We start from the raw sequence: 17777 nt of genomic DNA, 5'->3' as shown, positions 1-17777 counted from the left end.
GATGACAGAGAGGACTTAGACCCTGTCTACGGAATTATCGCGCCGCGCTGAGCAGGAAACGGCCGCCGCCGTTCGCGTCACCGGCGATGACGGCCCCGTCGAGGCCCTGGAAACCCTGATCCTCGACTCGCTCGATGACGACAAGGCGGAAAACGTCGTGGCCATCGATCTGCGTGGAAAATCATCCATCACCGATATCATGATCATCGCATCCGGTCGTTCGGCAAGGCATGTTGCCTCGCTGGCAGATCATCTTGTGCGCAAGCTCAAGGATGCCGGCGGCGGAAAGGCCCGTATCGAGGGCACCCAGACCAATGACTGGGTCCTGATCGATATTGGCGACATAATCATCCACCTGTTCCGACCGGAAGTCCGGGAATTCTACAATCTTGAAAAGATGTGGTCGGTCGAGCCGGACTCATCGGCCTCCTAGGTGAAGCTGCGAATTACGGCCCTCGGGCGGGTTAAATCCGGCCCCGAACGTGATCTCGTTGATGATTATACCGGTCGTGGCACAGCGACCGGTCGCGCGATCGGCCTGGGCCCTCTCTCCGAAACAGAGATCGACAACCGGTCGCTCAAGAGCGCGCGCGACGAAAGCCGCGCACTCGCAGCCAGCCTGGAACCCGGCGTACGTCTCATTCTCCTGGACGAGCGCGGCAAGGCGCTGTCCTCGCGACAACTTGCTCGCCAGATCGGGCAATGGCGCGATGAGGGGGCCCGAGAGGCAGTTTTTTGTATTGGGGGCGCCGACGGTCATGATCGTAGCCAGCTGCCGCAGCCCGATTTGACGCTCGCTTTCGGTCCCGCTGTTTTCCCGCACAAGCTGGTGCGGGTCATGCTTGCCGAACAGCTTTACCGAGCGGTCTCCATTCTCGCCGGCACGCCTTACCATCGTGATTGAGCCTCAACCGGTAGCGAGCTAGCCTTCCTGCCATGTTGAGCATCATCGCAGCCCTGCTGATATTACAGACCCAGCCGGCCAGTCCACCGGACCCGGAGGAGGCAGCGCGTCTGGAACAGGAAGAGCAGGCGGCGGCCAGCCGTGCGGAGGCTGCCCGACGTCAGGCTGAAGGCCTGGCCAATGAAGTCGCCCTGATGCAGCAGCAACTGGTTGATCTGGGCGAACGTGTCGGAGCAAGCGAGAATGCTGCGCTGGACGCCGAGCGCGAACTGGCTCGACTGACCCGAGAAGAAGCGGATCTTCTCGGGCGACTCACGGCAGATCGTGAGACCCTTATCGATATTCTTGCCGCAATTCAGCGGATCGAGAGCCAGACCCCGCCCGCCGTACTGACCGCTCCGGATGATGCGGCCGAGGCCGCCCGCGCTGCTGCCCTCATGGCAGAAGTCGCACCGGCCCTGCGTGAAAGGGCCGATCAGATTGCAGGCCAATTGACACGATTGCGTGATGTGCGGGCATCCATCGAGGCGGAGCAGACGACGCTGAATACTGCCGAACGGACTTTGTCTTCCCAGCGTCTGGAACTCGAAGTGCTGATCGCCGAACGTCAGGCGCTGGAAGCCCGGCGCCGGAATGAGGCTGTTGCCTATCTGGTAGCTTCGAGCACAGCCGGTCAGCGCGCCCGCTCTATCCGGTCGCTGATCGGTGAATTGTCACGCATGGCTGAGGTCATGCCGACACTGAATCCGCGCCGGCAACCGCCTGAGACCGCCATTCCCGCCCCCCGGCCGCGTCCGCCTCGCGACCTCGTCTCGGCCCGCGTTCCCAATGCACCGCTTGAAACCCTGCGCTTTGCCGATGCGCGCGGCCGCCTCCGTCCGCCGGCGAGCGGAGAGATTGTCCGCGAATTTGGCGAAGTGGCCGAAGATGGCACAGCATCTGAAGGAATTTTCATTCGGACCCGCCCGCGAGCGCAGGTAGTGTCTCCCTTCGATGGTCGCGTCGAGTTTGCTGGACCGTTCAACACATACGGCGGTCTCTTGATACTCAATGTCGGCGACGGCTACTATGTTGTGCTGGCAGGCATGTCCGTGACGTATGCCAGCGTCGGTCAAAGCGTCCTTGCCGGAGAGCCGGTTGGCGCCATGTCCGAGAATGCCCAACCGGCACCGGATTTGTATCTGGAGCTGAGACGGAATGACGATGCGATCGATCCGGGCCCGTGGTTCCGGACCTGATCGCAACCGGGCCTGACCCATCGCGCTCAAAGGACGCGAGTTAGCATGCGTATCAATGTCTTCGTTTCGATGGTGGCTCTGGCCGTTGGTGCTGTCGCCATCGCGGTGTCCGCTGAGGGCGCTCAGGAAGACCGGTCAGCGAGCTTTCGCCAGATCGAACTTTTTGGCGATGTGCTCAGCCGGATCGAAGCCGATTATGTGTCGGACACCGACCAGGCCGAGCTGATCGAGGCCGCGATCGAAGGCATGCTGACCTCGCTGGACCCGCACTCTGCCTATCACAGTCCCGACGCCTACGAGGATCTCCGCGTCACCACGCGCGGCGAGTATGGCGGACTGGGCATGGAAGTGGTCCGGCGCGACCAATACATCACGATCGTCTCTCCGATAGCTGACACGCCGGCCGAGCGCGCCGGCCTGCGCACCAATGACCGGATCATCGCCGTAGATGGTGATGGCATTGTCGGCATCTCCGTCGACGAAGCGGTCGCCCTGATGCGGGGCGCCGTCGGCGACCCGGTCACCATCACGATTGCCCGAGAGGCCGACGATCCGTTTGACGTCACCCTCGTTCGCGACACCATTCCGCTGCGCACGGTGGCCACGCGGATTGAAGAGGGCGTGCCCTATATGCGCATTGCCGGCTTCAATGAGCGCACGACCGAAATGGTCCATGAAGGTCTGACGGACCTGCAGGATGAGTTCGGCGCCGAACTGCCGGGCCTCATCCTGGATATGCGTTTCAACCCCGGCGGACTTCTGGACCAGGCCATCGGCGTTACCGATGTTTTCCTTGATGGCGGAGAGGTGGTCTCGACCCGCACCCGCGATCCGCGCGACACCCAACGCTATAATGCCCGGCCGGGTGATCGCCTCGACGGCGTCCCGATCGTGATCCTCATCAATGAGGGGACGGCCAGCGCTGCCGAAATTGTTGCGGGCGCCCTCCAGGACCGCGAACGAGCCGAGCTGATCGGCATGACAAGCTTCGGCAAGGGGTCGATCCAGACCATTATCCCGTTGCGTGGCGGACGTGACGGCGCCTTGCGCCTGACCACTGGCCGCTACTACACGCCGGCCGGCCGCTCGATCCAGGCGACCGGGATCATTCCGGATCAGCTGATTTCCGCGTGGGCGCTGGAAGAGGATGCGGAAAGCCCTGTTCCACAAATCGGCTCCGAGGCGGACCTTGATGGCGCGCTCGAGAACGAAAATGGCGACGAGCGTGAAACCACCGACATCGCATCCGTCGAACAACCGCCCGCTGACTGGCCGGAAGACGAGGATTACCAACTGCATCGCGCGGTCGAGCTCCTCAGCGCAGCCATGGAAACCCAACAGGCTTCATTGCGCCCCTGACGCTGACAGTCAAAACAGGTTGGACCGGAATCGACGGCGGCGGGCAAAAGCCCGCCGCCGTTAACCGTTTCTTACAGCAGGGGCACGCACATTGGCACTTACGCGAGATCCGTAAATCTCGCCTCACGTGCAACCCAAAGACCGTGCCGCCGCCATGTCGACCGCCCTTCTTCGTCACGCTCAGCCGCTTCTCACCTTGCGGGCTCCGCTGTTTGCCGGCTTGGGCGCTGCCGTGGCCCTGAGCCTCGCGATTGGCGGCGTGGCGCTGTTCGGCAATGGCGACATCGCCCCGCCGAGCGCGGTACGCGGCGTCGAACCCGCGCCAACACCAGAACCGGTCCGGCAAGCCATGCGCGCTGATGAGGCGGATCGGGGGGATGGCATTCGCTTCCTCGATCCGGACGGCGAAGATGAAGTATCCCTGTCTGGTGTCCGCGAAGGTTTCAATGCGCCGGCCAGCACGCGCTCCGAAGCAGCGTCAGCAGACACGCCGGGCTCTGACCCCGCTGAGGCCGAAGCCCGCCTCGCGGCAAGCACGGCAGCGGTCGCCAATCCCAATGCGCTGCCCAGAGCGCCGATCGCCGGTCTCACTGAACCTGGGCCGGGCGGCCCACTCCCGATCATCGCCGCTGATGGCTCTCGCCCGTCACGCGCCTATGCGCGGCCTTACCACGGCGATCCGGGTGCCCCGACAATCGCTGTCGTGATCGGTGGCATGGGGCTTAACTCTGCCGTGACCGAGGCCGCCATCAACGACTTGCCGCCAGAAGTGGCGCTTAGTTTCGCCGCCTATACACGCGATCTCCAGACCTGGATTGACCGTGCTCGTGCCGCTGGCCACGAAGTCCTCATCGAAGCGCCGATGGAGCCCTTCGACTATCCCAATAATGATCCGGGTCCGCACACATTGCTGGCCGACGGTACTGCGGAAGAGAATAGCCGCCGCCTCACTTGGGTGCTGAGCCGCGCAACCGGCTATTTCGGCGTCACGAATTATCTGGGGGCTCGTTTTTCGGCATCACAGGGCGCTATGCGACAGGTCTTCGGCACTCTGGAAGAGCGCGGCGTCGCGTTCTTGCATGATGGCTCCGGACGCCGCTCCACCATCGAGGCTGCCGCTGACGCCACCGATATCAAATACGCCGTCGCCGACCGGATCCTGGACGAGGATTTGTCGCCGGACGCCATTGACGAGCGCCTCCTCGCACTGGAAGCGCTGGCCATCCAGAACGGCTCCGCTCTGGGAACGGGATTCGCCTATCCCGCCACGGTTGAACAGATTCGCGACTGGGCTATCAGCCTTGACCTCCGCGGCTATCAGCTGGCCCCGCCTTCAGCCGTGATGGCACGCCGCCGCCTGGAAGCCCGCCTTGCGGCAGAAGCAGAAGCCGCCCTTCCGCATGACGAGTCGGCTTCCACCGACCATCGCTGGGCGCGGAATCCCGATGATGCAGCAGCAAGTGATGACAGCTATGGCGCGCCGGCTGCCGACGGTCACTGATGACAATCACGGCCTCCGATCCCTACCCTCATCATCGCGCCAATGTCGGCATTGCCCTGTTCAATCAGAATGGCGAAATCTGGCTCGGCCGGCGTGACAGCACACCCGGGCCCTGGAACTGGCAATTGCCACAGGGCGGGATTGATGCCGGCGAGAACATGCAGGATGCGGCTTTGCGCGAGCTCGCCGAAGAAACCGGGATCACCTCAGGTCTGGTGAGCTATCTCGGAGAGATCAAAGGCTGGCTCGCCTATGACTACCCGCCGGAAGTCCGTGAGGACCCTCGCTTCCACAAAAAGCGCCATCTGGGCCAGAAACAGCGCTGGTTCGCCTTCCGCTTCGATGGCAGTGACGCAGACATCAACCTTCAAACCCATGCCGAAGTGGAGTTCGATGCTTGGCGCTGGGGCCAGTTGACCGATATTCCCGACCTCATCATCCCGTGGAAGCGCGACGTCTACGTGGAAGTCGCCCGAGCCTTCGCGCCCTTCGCCCAGCGAGACTGAGCGCGTTCACTCTGCCCGCGCCGACAAGCTGGCCCGATTGATCGGGCGCCCCTCCAGAACCACCGTCTCGATCTGCTCGAACGCCGAGATGGCCTCCCTCGGGTCCGCATTGAGGATGAGGAGGTCGGCATCATAGCCTGAGGCGATCAGGCCCCGCTGATTGCCCATGCCAACGGCCCGCGCGTTCCGGATCGTTGCCGCCGCGAGGATGTCCTCGGGGGAAATGCCGGAATCCTCCCAATCTCGCATCTCCCAATACCCTGCCAGACCCGGCGGCGAAGCCCATCCAAATCCACCGACAGCCGTGTCAGTCCCGAACAAGAGCGAGCCTCCATTCTGGTGGAAACCAGCCAGAAGCGCCTGGTAACGACGAAAGAAATTGGCCTGGAGGGCCGGCATGTCCTCGACAGTTTGACCGGAGGCGAGGATGACGGGGCCAAATCGTGCCAGGAATTCGTCTCGTTGAATCTGGGCGCCCGAACGCAAATGACGGAGCATGTCGGCCGGGATGACATCGAGCCAGGCGGGATCCTCCAGAAGCTCCGGCCGAAAGAGCGAGCCGGTATTTGCCAGCGTCCTCATGGTGGATTGCATGCCGATCCCGGTCTTGGCGAGTGCCGCCATGGTCTCAGTAACCTGTTCACCTGGCTCAGGGGCTGCAAATCCGTCCCGCGGCCACTCCCAAGGGCCGTGTGCAAGGATGTCGATATCCGCCGAGATGCCCACCTCAACCCCTGCCGGTGTCGTGGCGTGAAACAGGACCGGCATGCCGCGAGCACGCGCCGCGGCGGTCATTTCCCGCAGGATCGGCAAGGATGGCAGCGCGAAGTCCGGCGCGCCTCCCGGCCACCAAAGCGCCTCTTCATAATAGAGTTTGACGCATTGGCCGCCGGCGGTCTGGATGGCGTCCAGAACCGCTTCGGGCGTGTGGTCAGCCGCAAGCATGCCAGGGGCGAGCGTACCCCGCCCGAACCGATCATGCAGAAGGGCTGGAAAGGCATCTGCCAGAGCATCAATTGGCACCTCCAGCGCCATGAAACCGTCAGGCAGTACGACCCCGGGCCCGCAGTGAGTGAGGCGCGGTCTGTCCGGGGCCTCCAGAAATCTCGCATTTGTCTCGGGATCGGCATTGAGCTCCACTACCGTCGTGAAGCCATGAAACAGGTAGCTTCGCGGCATTTGTCGAAGATAGGCCGCATGCAAGGCGTCAAAGTCTGGGGTGTCCCGGCGCCTCAAGCCCGTGGCGTGGTACAGGTGCACGTGACCATCAATCAGACCAGGCAGCAGGAAGCGGCCATCGGCGTCGATCACGTCACGCGCTGCGCCCGAGGACAGATCACCCACTGCCACGATCTGTCCAGAATCAATGGCGACGTCCAGAACCTGCCCATCATGGACGCTTTCCGGCGACACGATCATCGCGCCTGTCACGATCAGATCATAGGTGGGTTCAGGAATGGGTAGCTGAGCCGACTGACAAGCCGTCACCACGCCGCAAACAGAGATCGAAATAGCGCCAAGGCGGAGCGAGGCAAGGAAATTCGGGCGTATGGGGTCGTGTCGCATGTGATCCTCCATCTGGACTTCGCGGTGATAGTCCGGGCCGGGCGACCATGCGTCCTCGAACGCGATCTTGGACATCGCAATCAGACCCCGCTAGATGAGCGCATGATTTGGCTCCTGCCCGTCTCGATCACATTGTCCGCGCTCATGTCGCTCTATCTGGCATCCTTGAAGGGCGAGCAGAGGGTCGCACATATCTGGCTCGCGGCGTCCTTCGCGCTCCTCGCCCTGATGCATGCTCTGACCGGTCTCGCGGCGAGCGGACACCCGGCCCAGCTCCATCTGGTCCGACCGGCTCTGGCAGCCGCATTCCCGGTCCTGATTTTCCTGCACGCCCGAGCCCTGACACGCCCGCCCGGCATGCCGAGGCGGCGCGACCTATCCCACCTGACAGGCCCGGCAGTGCTGCTTGCGCTTCCCTGGCTGGACGGACTGCACACTCTGCCAACCGGGTGGCTGGTGGATGTTGCACTCTTCGCGATCACCGTTGGCTACGCAGTTGTCACCCTCGGCCTGGCGCGCAGAATGACACCGCCACCACAGGCCCGGTGGGGCGTCATGCTCGCTAGCTGGCTCGCCGCCACAGCTGTTGGCGATGCGATTATCGTCTTCGAGCTTGCCCGCCCGGTACCCCTGTCAGGCTCGGTAGGGCTGGTGATCTCCCTCGCAGGCCTCATCGGATTCTTCGTCTATTTTCTCTATTGCAGCCTGCATCAGAGCGGTCCGATCGCATGGATAAGGGCGCGGGCGAGAACGCCCGAGCGCGGCTTTCCGGAACGACTTGAAGCGCACATGGTCACGCGCGAGCCGTGGCGCGATGCCGAACTGACCGTGGCCCGTCTCGCCCGGCAGATCGGATGCCCACAGCGCCAGATTTCCGAGACAATCAACGCCCGTTGGAACATGTCCGTCAGTCGTTGGCTGGCGACCTATCGGGTCGCAGAGGCCCGGCGCCTGATGCTGGAGACACCGAAGCGGCCCTTGGTCGAGCTCATGCTCGATTGCGGGTTCCAGACCCGGTCCAACTTCAACCGTGCTTTCAAGGATATCACCGGGCAGTCGCCATCTGTCTGGCGACGGGCCCATGAAAAAGGCCACCCCTGACGGAGCGGCCCTGATCAACCCATCACAAATGCGTCGGCGCTAGTGGGCGACAACGGCCTGCATGGCTTCATATTTGGCAACCAGCGCGGCTGCAGTATCGCGCTCGTCCTCGTCCTTGGCTGCCGTCACATCTTCACGGGCGTCGGACAGGTCCTGGGCGAGTTTCTCGGTATCGATATCCGCAACAGCGATCGCTTCTTCGGCGAGGATGGTCAGGCCATCCGGCGTCACCTCGGCGAAACCGCCATGGATGAAGGTGCGAGTTTCCGACCCACCATCAATGACGGTGATCGCACCCGGACGAATCACGGACATGAAAGGCGCGTGGTTCGGCAAGACACCGAAATCGCCTTCTTCACCGGGGACAACAACCTGATCGACAGTGCCTGCGAAAAGCCGGCGCTCCGGAGAGACGAGATCAAATTGGAGTTTTTCAGCCATGGGTCTACCCTTCGATAATCCGCGTCCGTCTAGCAGGTAATCCTGGACTTGTGGACCCCCTTCATTCAGCCCGCCACCGGGTGTCGCAGCGGGTGCGACAACAGGGTCAGCGACAGTCCGCGATCCCTTCCGTGATGACCTGCCAGAGATCGGAGACCGCCCGGTTCCGGACACCCTCGATGCGAACCGTCACATCGGCCCCCCCATAGCCCTCCACCGGCACTTCGACGACTTGTCGGATATGAATTGGGTATGGCGGTGGTGGCATTGACGCCAATCTCCCGTCCTCTGGTCCAAGAAGCAGCGGATCCTGATCGGACAGCCGGGTCCGCCAACGGCCCACGGCCGGACAGTCCTGCTCCCAGGCCACCTGAACCGAGCGCGTGGCCTGCAACAACGTGTCGAGGGCATCCAGGTCCGGCATGGTTATCGCGGGCCTCTCCGACAGATCGACAGGCGTGATGCCCTGCCCCCGAAGACTGCGGGCAATCGCCTGACCGTCAAAAGATGCCTCGGCCAGGACATGAAAGTCATCGGCTCGCGCCGTCAGTCGGGCGCTGCGATAGACCCATTCGCAATCCTGCGTCGCGGTATTGCAGAGTTGAACGAAACTGGCCTCGAACGCTTCGGTCCAATAGCCGGTTGTGCTCGACGTGACGGGCCCATCGGAGGTGCGCCGCCACCCCTCACGATCAGCGGCAGCCGCGTAGGCAGCATCACGCTCCTCGACAGCGCGAGCGCGAACCAGATCGGACCACGCCTGCCACAAGTCTGCGCCAGCATACCCGTCATGATCTATCTGGGCCGCGGCCGGAGGGCCGGGAGGCGGCGGAGGAGGAGATCCTGTGCCGGCAACAAGACTGGCCAGTAGAGCAACGAACAAAAAACACTCTCCCATTTTGAAGGTCGGCGGATCGGACCGTCGCAGGCTGCCCTTGTCGATGCCAAAAGAAAAGGCCAGCTCCGTGAGGAACTGGCCTTTTAACTCAGATCTGCAAGAGAACCTTAGGCGGCTTCGGCAGCCAGCTTCTCGGCCTTCTTCACAGCGTCTTCGATGGTGCCAACCATGTAGAACGCGGCTTCCGGCAGGTGGTCATACTCACCGTCACAGATGGCCTTGAAGCCCTTCACCGTATCGGCAACCGGCACCTGGATGCCCGGGAAGCCGGTGAAGATTTCAGCCACGTCGAACGGCTGCGACAGGAAACGCTCGACCTTACGGGCGCGGGCCACTGTCAGTTTGTCTTCTTCTGACAGCTCATCCATGCCGAGGATGGCGATGATGTCCTGCAGGGCCTTGTAGCGCTGGAGAATTTCCTGGACGCGACGGGCGGTCAGATAGTGCTCTTCACCGACGATGCGCGGCTCGAGGATGCGCGAGGTGGAGTCGAGCGGGTCAACAGCCGGGTAGATACCCTTTTCCGAGATCGCACGGTTGAGAACCGTGGTCGCGTCAAGGTGGGCGAAGGTCGTGGCCGGAGCCGGGTCGGTCAGGTCATCGGCCGGGACGTAGACGGCCTGGACCGAGGTGATCGAACCCTTGTTGGTCGAGGTGATGCGCTCCTGCAGGGCACCCATGTCGGTTGCCAGTGTCGGCTGATAGCCAACGGCAGACGGGATGCGGCCCAGAAGGGCGGACACTTCGGAACCGGCCTGGGTGAAGCGGAAGATGTTGTCGACGAAGAACAGGACGTCCTTGCCTTCTTCATCACGGAAATACTCTGCCTGGGCGAGACCGGACAGGGCCACACGGGCACGCGCGCCCGGAGGCTCGTTCATCTGGCCGAAGACCAGCGAACAACGCGAACCTTCCGTCGAACCGTCATTCTCTTTCGGGTTCTTGTTCACCTTGGAGTCGATCATCTCCCAGTACAGGTCGTTACCCTCACGGGTACGCTCACCCACACCGGCGAAGACCGAGTAGCCGCCGAACAGCTTGGCGATGTTGTTGATCAGTTCCTGGATCAGAACCGTCTTGCCGACGCCGGCGCCGCCGAACAGGCCGATCTTGCCGCCCTTTGCGTAGGGGCAGAGCAGGTCGACGACCTTGATGCCGGTCGGCAGGATTTCCGCTTCCGTAGCCTGTTCCGCAAAGGACGGGGCCGGACGGTGAATCGGCGCCTTCATCGTGTGCGGGACATCGCCAGCTTCATCGATCGGCTGACCGGTGACGCTCATGATGCGGCCGAGCGTGCCCGGACCAACCGGAACCATGATCGGGGTGCCGGTGTCGGTGACAACGGTACCGCGCTGGAGGCCTTCGGTGGCGTCCATGGCGATGGTGCGGACGGTGTTTTCGCCGAGGTGCTGGGCAACCTCAAGCGTCAGCGCCTTGCCATCATTGGTGGTTTCCAGGGCGTTGAGGATGTCCGGCAGTGTGCCGTCAAATTCAACGTCAACAACAGCGCCGGTAATCTGGACGACGCGTCCTTGGGAAGTGGTCATAGCGTGTGTTCCTCTGCCTAGAGGGCCTCGGCGCCGGAGATGATTTCAGTCAACTCCGTGGTGATCTGCGCCTGACGGGTGCGGTTATAAACAAGGTTGAGTTTGTCGATGAGTTCGCCGGCATTGCGCGTCGCATTGTCCATGGCAGCCATCTTGGCACCCATTTCGCCGGCGACATTCTCCAGCAGGGCGGACAGGATGACCGTGTCGGCATAACGCGGCAGCAGCACGTTGAGGATTGTCTCCTCATCCGGTTCGGCGTCGTAGACGGCGCCGCCCAGATCCGGACGCTCAACACCCTCATCAATGGCGTCGATCGCCGGGATGAGAACCTTGGAGCGCGGCTTCTGGGAGATAACCGAGACGAACTCAGCCGAAACGAGTTCGCAAACGTCGAACTCGCCATTCTCGAACATGTGGCGGATCTTGTCGCCGATCCGGGCCGATGTAGCGCCGGAAATCGTCTTTTCAGCGGAGAGATCCATCTTGTCGACGATCAGCGAGGCAAAAGTACGCTTGAGCTGGTCAGCGCCCTTCTTGCCCACGCAGATGATCTTGACGTCCTTGCCCTCGGCCTTCAGCGCATTGATACGCTCGCGGGCCTTCTTCACGATATTCGTGTTGAAGCCGCCGCACAGGCCGCGGTCTGCGGTCATGACGACCAGCAGATAGGCGTCCGACTTGCCGGTACCAACCAGAAGCGGTGACGCCCCCGGTGTTCCCGACATGGCGGTGGACAGATTGGCCATCACGGCCCCCATACGCTGGGCATAGGGGCGCGCGGCTTCCGCAGCTTCCTGCGCACGGCGCAGTTTTGCTGCGGCGACCATCTGCATCGCCTTCGTGATCTTCTGCGTCGACTTGACGCTTTCGATCCGGTTTTTAAGGTCCTTAAGGCTCGCCATCAGGCTCTCCTCAGCGGTTGATCTCGATCAGGCTCACGCGAAATGTTCGGTGAACTTGTCGAGTGCCGCCTTCAGCTTGCCTTCGCTGTCGTCGGTCAGCTTCTTTTCGGTGCGGATCGAGGTCAGCAGCGCAGCGTGTTCGCTGTGCAGGTGACGCAGAAGATCCGCTTCATAGCGCTGGACATCGGCGGTCGGCAGTTTGTCCAGATAGCCACGGGTACCGGCATAGATCACGCAGACCTGCTCTTCCATCGACAGCGGCGAGAATTGCGGCTGCTTGAGGAGCTCGGTCAGGCGCTGACCGCGGTTCAGCAGTTTCTGGGTCGCGGCGTCGAGGTCCGAACCGAACTGGGCGAAGGCCGCCATCTCGCGGTACTGGGCCAGTTCGCCCTTCATCTTGCCGGCGACCTGCTTCATGGCCTTGGTCTGGGCAGCCGAGCCAACGCGCGACACCGACAGACCCACATTCACGGCCGGGCGGATGCCCTGGTAGAAGAGGTCGGTTTCCAGGAAGATCTGACCATCAGTGATCGAGATCACATTGGTCGGAATGTAGGCCGACACGTCGTTCGCCTGGGTTTCGATGATCGGCAGGGCCGTCATGGAACCCGAACCGTTCGCCTCATTCAGCTTCGCGGCGCGCTCGAGCAGGCGGGAGTGGAGGTAGAAAACATCACCCGGATAGGCTTCACGGCCCGGCGGGCGACGCAGAAGCAGGGACATCTGACGATAGGCAACAGCCTGCTTGGACAGATCATCATAGACGATCAGCGAGTGCATGCCGTTATCACGGAAATACTCGGCCATGGCGCAGGCAGTGAACGGTGCCAGGAACTGCATCGGAGCCGGGTCCGAGGCGGTCGCCGCAACGATGATGGTGTAATCCAGCGCGCCATTTTCCTCGAGCGTCTTCACGATCTGGGCGACCGTGGAGCGCTTCTGGCCGACGGCGACGTAGATGCAGTAGAGCTTGGCGCTCTCATCATCGCCTTCGTTGATGGCTTTCTGGTTGAGGATGGTGTCGAGTGCAATCGCGGTCTTGCCGGTCTGGCGGTCACCAATGATCAGCTCGCGCTGGCCACGGCCGACCGGGATCATGGCATCAATGGCCTTGATACCCGTCGCCATCGGCTCGTGCACGGATTTACGCGGGATGATACCCGGCGCCTTGACGTCGACGCGACGACGCTCGGCGACGTCCGTGAGCGGACCCTTGCCATCAATCGGCTCACCGAGACCGTCAACGACGCGGCCCAGCAGGCCTTTGCCGACGGAGGTATCGACGATCGAGCCAAGACGCTTGACCGTGTCACCTTCCTTGATGCCCCGGTCATCGCCGAAGATCACGCAACCGACATTGTCGCGCTCCAGGTTCAGGGCCATGCCCTTGATGCCGCCCGGGAACTCAACGAGCTCGCCGGCCTTCACCTCGTCGAGGCCGTAGACGCGGGCAATACCGTCACCAACGGACAGAACGCTACCCACGTCCGAAACCTTCGCTTCGGCACCGTAATTCTTGATTTGATCCTTGAGGATCGCAGAGATTTCTGCGGCACGGATGTCCATGGACCTAGGCCTCTTTCATCGCGGTCTTCATCCCATCCAGCTTGGTGCGGAGGGAGGAGTCGAACATGCGGGAGCCGACCTTCACGATCAGCCCGCCCATCAATTCAGGCCGTACTTCCGTACGAACCTCGATTTCGCGCCCGAAGGCACCCTTCAGCGAAGCCGCAAGGGCCTCGGTCTGTTTCTTGGTCAATGCGGCCGCTGTCTGTACATCGGCCGTGACAACGCCGCGGTCTGCGGCAGCCAGCGCAGCGAAGATGCGCGCGACCTGGCCGAGCTGTCCGGCGCGGCCGTTGCGCGCAGCGACGCCAAAGGCATTGCCTGTCATCGCGTTGAACTTCGCCTTCTTCGCCAGATCGGCGAGGACGCCGGCCTTGGCTTCGGCAGAATGCAGCGGCGAGGCGAGCGCCCCGCTCAGCTCGGCGGAGTCGCCAAGCATGGCCTGAAAGGCCGAAAGATCAGCCTCCACAGCATCCGCTGCACCTTCGGATTTCGCCAGCTCGAACAGCGCAGTCGCATAGCGGCCCGCGGCGTTGGCTGTCATGGCGTCTTCGCCGGTCTTCACCGTGACGTCACTCTCTAGCTGGATCAGCGCTCATCAATTTGCCGCGAACGACATAAACGCTTGATTATCAACGATATAAAAAACGAGACTCACCGTGTTGCACTGCAAGCCCCTCAGGTTCGGCGCTGCGATAGCACAGGGGGGAGCAGGCAGCAAGCCACTCACACCGGGCGATTCAGCTTGCAAGCACCTTCTGCCGTCCTCCCAAGAAATAATCAATTGACATATTACAAAGTAGATAAATACTATTTGATAAGAAGAGAGATTGACCATGCCCGCAAGCCCCAACGAGCTAAAACGACACGTCCAGCCGGCCCTCGCGGTCGATCTGGCACTCCTGACCATAGTGGACGGCGTGATTGAGGTGCTCGTCCAGAAGCGCTTGGATGGAGACAAGGTCGGCGGCACACATGCTCTTCCCGGCAGCATTGTTCGCATCGATGAAACACTCGAGCAGACGGTAAACCGGGTTCTTCAGAGCAAGGCGGGTCTTCATGAGGCCTTTGTCGAACAACTACGGACATTCAGCGCTCTCGACCGAGATCCGCGCGGCCGCGTTGTTTCGGTCGCCTATTTCGCACTCGTTCCGCCCGAGACATTCAAGAAGGCGGCTCGCAAGCAGCATGGTCTCGATACAGCAGTCGTCCAGCACCTCGGCACAAACGAAGAGGGCCCTGCCGCGCAGCTGCGCGACCGGAACGACCAACCAATGCAACTGGCCTTCGACCACAGCCTGATCGTCGCCACAACGCTGCAGAGACTGCGCGGCAAGCTGGACTACACGGGTGTTGGCTTCGAGCTCCTGCCGCACCGTTTCACGCTGCGTGAGCTCCAGGAGATCCACGAAACCATCCTGGGACACACGCTCACCAAGCCCGCCTTCCGAAAAAAAATGATCGACCGGGGCTTCGTCCGACCGACCGGAAAACGGGAGAAGGGCAAGGCCTTTCGGCCGGCAGAACTCTATGAGCGGACCAACAAGGAATCAGAGTCATGATTGAAATTCGCAATTACCCGGGAATCCGGCACTTGCGCAGCGACGCCTCCAGCTACGTCATGAAGTATGCGCGTGGTCAGTGCATCGCCTCGGGTCGAGGCCTGTCATTCTGGTTTCGACCAGACCAGGTTTCGCTTCAGGAATTGCCGATGGATGATCGCCAGACTCCCTTCGTGATCAACGCTCGGTCGTCGGATTTTCAGGACGTGATGGTGCAGGGAACGCTCCTGTGGAGAATCCGCGATGCCGAGCGGATCAGCGAGCGAGTGGACTTCAGTATCGACTTGCGACGCGGAACGCATATTGCCACTCCAATGGACTATATCCGGAACCTGCTTGCGTCACATGTGCAACAGGCGGCCACGGACTATCTCGGCGCCTTGGCCGTGCGCGATGCCCTCGATACCGGAGTCCGCGCCATCCAGACCTATTTGGCCGAACAACTCACCGAAGCCGTGGCGCTCACGGAGCTGGGTCTTGAAATCATCACCATCCACGTGGCGGACGTGAAACCATCGGCGGACCTCGCGCGCGCCCTGCAAACACCGACCTTCGAGAAAATCCAGCAACAGGCGGATGAAGCGACATTTGCCCGGCGCGCCATGGCTGTGGAAAAGGAACAGGCGATCGCCGAGAACGAGCTGAAGACCCGGATCGAACTCGCGCGCCGCGAGCGCGAGCTTATCGACCGGGATACAGAGAACGCCCGCCAGCGCGCAGAGGGCGATGCCGCAGCAGCCCTGGTGAAGGCGACGGCCGATGCAGAAGAAATCCGCCTGATTGAGGGCGCTCGAAACCAGGCTGAAGAGGGCCGCATCAACCTGTATCGCGACCTTCCGACAAGCACCCATATCGGTCTCGCCGCGACAGAGTTTGCCGGGAGCATTGGCACGATCGAGCACCTCAACATCACCCCCGAGCTTGTCGCCGCTCTTGGCACAGAGTTCAAACGGATCGCGCGAAAGGACGACTGAGGTGAGCATCCTCGCACCCCGCGCGGTCCTCGTGACACGGAAGACCGATCTCGACCTGCTGATTGGTCGACACGGCACGCTCGGTCAGGTGGAATTCTTTTTGCGTTCGCATGATCGGGAAATGGAACCGCTCTTGGGGCAGGCGGACGCTCAGAAGCGGGCCTTGATGACAGTTCAGCGATCGATTCCGCAGGACTGGCGCTATGTCGAGATCGACCGCTCCGACCTGTCCCGCTTCCTTTTCGCCGAGGGCGATATTGTCATCGCGATCGGCCAGGATGGCTTGATCGCCAATCTGGCAAAATATGCGCACGGCAAGCCTGTCGTCGGTGTGAATCCGGCCCCCGATCAGATCGCCGGACTTCTCGTCGCCCATCGGGCCGATCAGCTTCGCTCGCTTCTGCCACGAGTCGCGGATGGAGCCGCGACCGTACAGCACCGGACAATGGTGGAAGCCTCGCTGAGTGACGGCCAGCGCTTGCTGGCCCTCAACGAAATATTCGTTGGACACCGCTCGCATCAATCGGCGCGTTACACGCTCAATCATGCCGGGTCCATCGAGCGACAATCGTCTTCCGGTGTCATAATTGCGACGGGGACCGGCGCCACAGGCTGGGCGCGATCGATCATCGAACTGTCCGGCGCAAGCGTTTCGATCGACCCATCCGACACAAAGCTCGCCTTCTTTGCGCGCGAGCCCTGGCCGAGTCCGACAACAGGGAATTCAATCAAATACGGCTTTATCAAGCCCGGCGAAGCCCTCTCCCTGACGTCCGAGATGAACGAGGCGGGCGTTGTCTTTGCGGACGGAATCGAGGACGACCGTCTCGCTTTTGACCGCGGCCTGAGCGTATCCATCAAGCGTGCTCACGAGACCCTGCAACTCATCCAGCCTGCCTGAAAGAACCTATTTCGGCGACACCTTCCGGCCCTTCCGCGCCATGATGTTGAGCACCTCGACAAGAAGCGAGAAGGCGATGGCGAAATAGAGATATCCCCGGGGGATATGGAAGCCGAGGCCGTCGGCGATGAGCGCAACACCGACAAGAAGAATAAAGCTCAGCGCCAGCATCTTGGCGGTCGCGTAGCGTTCGAGAAAGTCCGCGACCCGCTTCGCCGACGCCACCATGATGGCTGTCGAAACGAGCACCGCTGTGACCATCACGAACAGACGCGCCGCAGCACCGTCGGGACCGCCCAGATCGCGGGTCATGCCGACGGCGGTCAAAACCGAGTCCAGCGAGAAGACCAGATTGATCACCGACATCTGCACTATTACCGCCACAAAGCCCGACACCTTGCCGCCCTTGCCGGCATCAGGATGCCCCTCAATCGTGTCGTGAATCTCGGTCGTGCCCTTCCACAGGAGGAAGAGCCCGCCGAGGAGCAGGATCAGGTCCTCAAGCGTCACTTCTATCAGGCGGTCAGGATGTTCGGGGTCTGCCAGACCGTGGAGGAATTCCGGAAGGTTGAAGAGCGTCGCATGGGTCAAGCCGGTGAGCCACACAAGACCGAAAAGGAGGACGACCCGCATCACGGCGCCCGACCAGATTCCGATATCGCGACCACGGGCTTGCTGGTTTTTGGCCAACTTCTGTGAAGCCACCGAGACGAACACCACATTATCCACGCCCAAAACGATCTCAAGGAAAGTCAGGGTCAGGAGCGACATCCAGACGGCGGGTGAAGTCAGGAATTCAATCATGGCA

At 61.9% G+C, this 17777-nt stretch carries 18 protein-coding genes; 10 read left to right on the top strand and 8 right to left on the bottom strand.

The window, feature by feature from the left end:
* The first annotated feature begins 22 nt into the window (after positions 1-22).
* The 6 genes from rsfS to JXQ94_RS15740 all read left to right on the top strand — a co-directional run bounded on the left by rsfS (position 23) and on the right by JXQ94_RS15740 (position 5508).
* Positions 23-433: a ribosome silencing factor gene (gene rsfS, locus JXQ94_RS15765; protein ID WP_366523926.1), complete on the top strand. Its 411-nt coding sequence runs from the start codon at positions 23-25 to the stop codon at positions 431-433.
* Positions 434-904, top strand: a complete 471-nt coding sequence (rlmH, locus tag JXQ94_RS15760) for a 23S rRNA (pseudouridine(1915)-N(3))-methyltransferase RlmH (RefSeq protein WP_421924729.1) — start codon at positions 434-436, stop codon at positions 902-904. It begins immediately after the preceding gene.
* 32 nt (positions 905-936) lie between these two features.
* Positions 937-2142: a murein hydrolase activator EnvC family protein gene (locus JXQ94_RS15755; protein WP_421924728.1), complete on the top strand. Its 1206-nt coding sequence runs from the start codon at positions 937-939 to the stop codon at positions 2140-2142.
* A gap of 45 nt (positions 2143-2187) precedes the next feature.
* Positions 2188-3501 (top strand): S41 family peptidase, encoded by a 1314-nt coding sequence (locus JXQ94_RS15750; RefSeq protein WP_421924727.1) that lies wholly within the window; start codon positions 2188-2190, stop codon positions 3499-3501.
* A gap of 127 nt (positions 3502-3628) precedes the next feature.
* Complete coding sequence (locus JXQ94_RS15745) at positions 3629-5002, top strand: divergent polysaccharide deacetylase family protein (protein WP_421924726.1); 1374 nt, start codon at positions 3629-3631, stop codon at positions 5000-5002.
* Between the two features lie 5 nt (positions 5003-5007).
* On the top strand, positions 5008-5508 hold the full coding sequence (locus tag JXQ94_RS15740; protein WP_421924783.1) for an RNA pyrophosphohydrolase: 501 nt from the start codon (positions 5008-5010) through the stop codon (positions 5506-5508).
* Between the two features lie 6 nt (positions 5509-5514).
* On the opposite strand, the gene JXQ94_RS15735 is transcribed toward JXQ94_RS15740, so the two are convergent.
* Positions 5515-7149: an amidohydrolase family protein gene (locus tag JXQ94_RS15735; protein ID WP_421924725.1), complete on the bottom strand. Its 1635-nt coding sequence runs from the start codon at positions 7147-7149 to the stop codon at positions 5515-5517.
* 27 nt (positions 7150-7176) lie between these two features.
* On the opposite strand from JXQ94_RS15735, the gene JXQ94_RS15730 reads away from it, so the two are divergent.
* Positions 7177-8175: a helix-turn-helix domain-containing protein gene (locus JXQ94_RS15730; protein ID WP_421924724.1), complete on the top strand. Its 999-nt coding sequence runs from the start codon at positions 7177-7179 to the stop codon at positions 8173-8175.
* Between the two features lie 39 nt (positions 8176-8214).
* Here JXQ94_RS15730 and JXQ94_RS15725 read toward each other — a convergent pair whose 3' ends face one another.
* From JXQ94_RS15725 to JXQ94_RS15700, 6 genes are all read right to left on the bottom strand, one after another.
* Positions 8215-8616: a F0F1 ATP synthase subunit epsilon gene (locus JXQ94_RS15725; protein ID WP_421924723.1), complete on the bottom strand. Its 402-nt coding sequence runs from the start codon at positions 8614-8616 to the stop codon at positions 8215-8217.
* Positions 8617-8722: 106 nt separating this feature from the next.
* The gene (locus JXQ94_RS15720; RefSeq protein WP_421924722.1) at positions 8723-9499 is read right to left on the bottom strand and encodes a hypothetical protein; all 777 of its coding nucleotides are present in this window, start codon (positions 9497-9499) and stop codon (positions 8723-8725) included.
* Between the two features lie 122 nt (positions 9500-9621).
* Entirely contained in the window at positions 9622-11061 is a 1440-nt protein-coding gene (gene atpD / locus JXQ94_RS15715) for a F0F1 ATP synthase subunit beta (RefSeq protein ID WP_421924721.1), read from the bottom strand.
* Positions 11062-11078: 17 nt separating this feature from the next.
* Positions 11079-11966: a F0F1 ATP synthase subunit gamma gene (locus JXQ94_RS15710; RefSeq protein WP_421924720.1), complete on the bottom strand. Its 888-nt coding sequence runs from the start codon at positions 11964-11966 to the stop codon at positions 11079-11081.
* Between the two features lie 33 nt (positions 11967-11999).
* A complete protein-coding gene (atpA, locus tag JXQ94_RS15705; protein WP_421924719.1) occupies positions 12000-13532 on the bottom strand; it encodes a F0F1 ATP synthase subunit alpha in 1533 nt (510 codons plus the stop codon).
* 4 nt (positions 13533-13536) lie between these two features.
* A complete protein-coding gene (locus tag JXQ94_RS15700) occupies positions 13537-14076 on the bottom strand; it encodes a F0F1 ATP synthase subunit delta (RefSeq protein ID WP_421924718.1) in 540 nt (179 codons plus the stop codon).
* A gap of 292 nt (positions 14077-14368) precedes the next feature.
* Here JXQ94_RS15700 and JXQ94_RS15695 point away from each other — a divergent pair, with 292 nt between their 5' ends.
* Genes JXQ94_RS15695 through JXQ94_RS15685 form a run of 3 tightly spaced genes read left to right on the top strand, consistent with a single transcriptional unit; the run spans position 14369 to position 16969 of the window.
* The gene (locus tag JXQ94_RS15695) at positions 14369-15094 is read left to right on the top strand and encodes an NUDIX hydrolase (protein WP_421924717.1); all 726 of its coding nucleotides are present in this window, start codon (positions 14369-14371) and stop codon (positions 15092-15094) included.
* Positions 15091-16068 (top strand): SPFH domain-containing protein, encoded by a 978-nt coding sequence (locus JXQ94_RS15690; protein WP_421924716.1) that lies wholly within the window; start codon positions 15091-15093, stop codon positions 16066-16068. Before JXQ94_RS15695 ends, JXQ94_RS15690 begins: the two co-directional genes overlap by 4 nt.
* Positions 16069-16099: 31 nt before the next feature.
* A complete protein-coding gene (locus JXQ94_RS15685; RefSeq protein ID WP_421924715.1) occupies positions 16100-16969 on the top strand; it encodes a hypothetical protein in 870 nt (289 codons plus the stop codon).
* Between the two features lie 6 nt (positions 16970-16975).
* On the opposite strand, the gene JXQ94_RS15680 is transcribed toward JXQ94_RS15685, so the two are convergent.
* Complete coding sequence (locus JXQ94_RS15680; RefSeq protein WP_421924714.1) at positions 16976-17773, bottom strand: TerC family protein; 798 nt, start codon at positions 17771-17773, stop codon at positions 16976-16978.
* Between the last annotated feature and the right edge of the window lie 4 nt (positions 17774-17777).

Source organism: Maricaulis maris (assembly GCF_049116555.1).
Classification (GTDB): domain Bacteria; phylum Pseudomonadota; class Alphaproteobacteria; order Caulobacterales; family Maricaulaceae; genus Maricaulis; species Maricaulis maris_C.
This window is presented reverse-complemented; position numbering and strand designations above follow the sequence as displayed.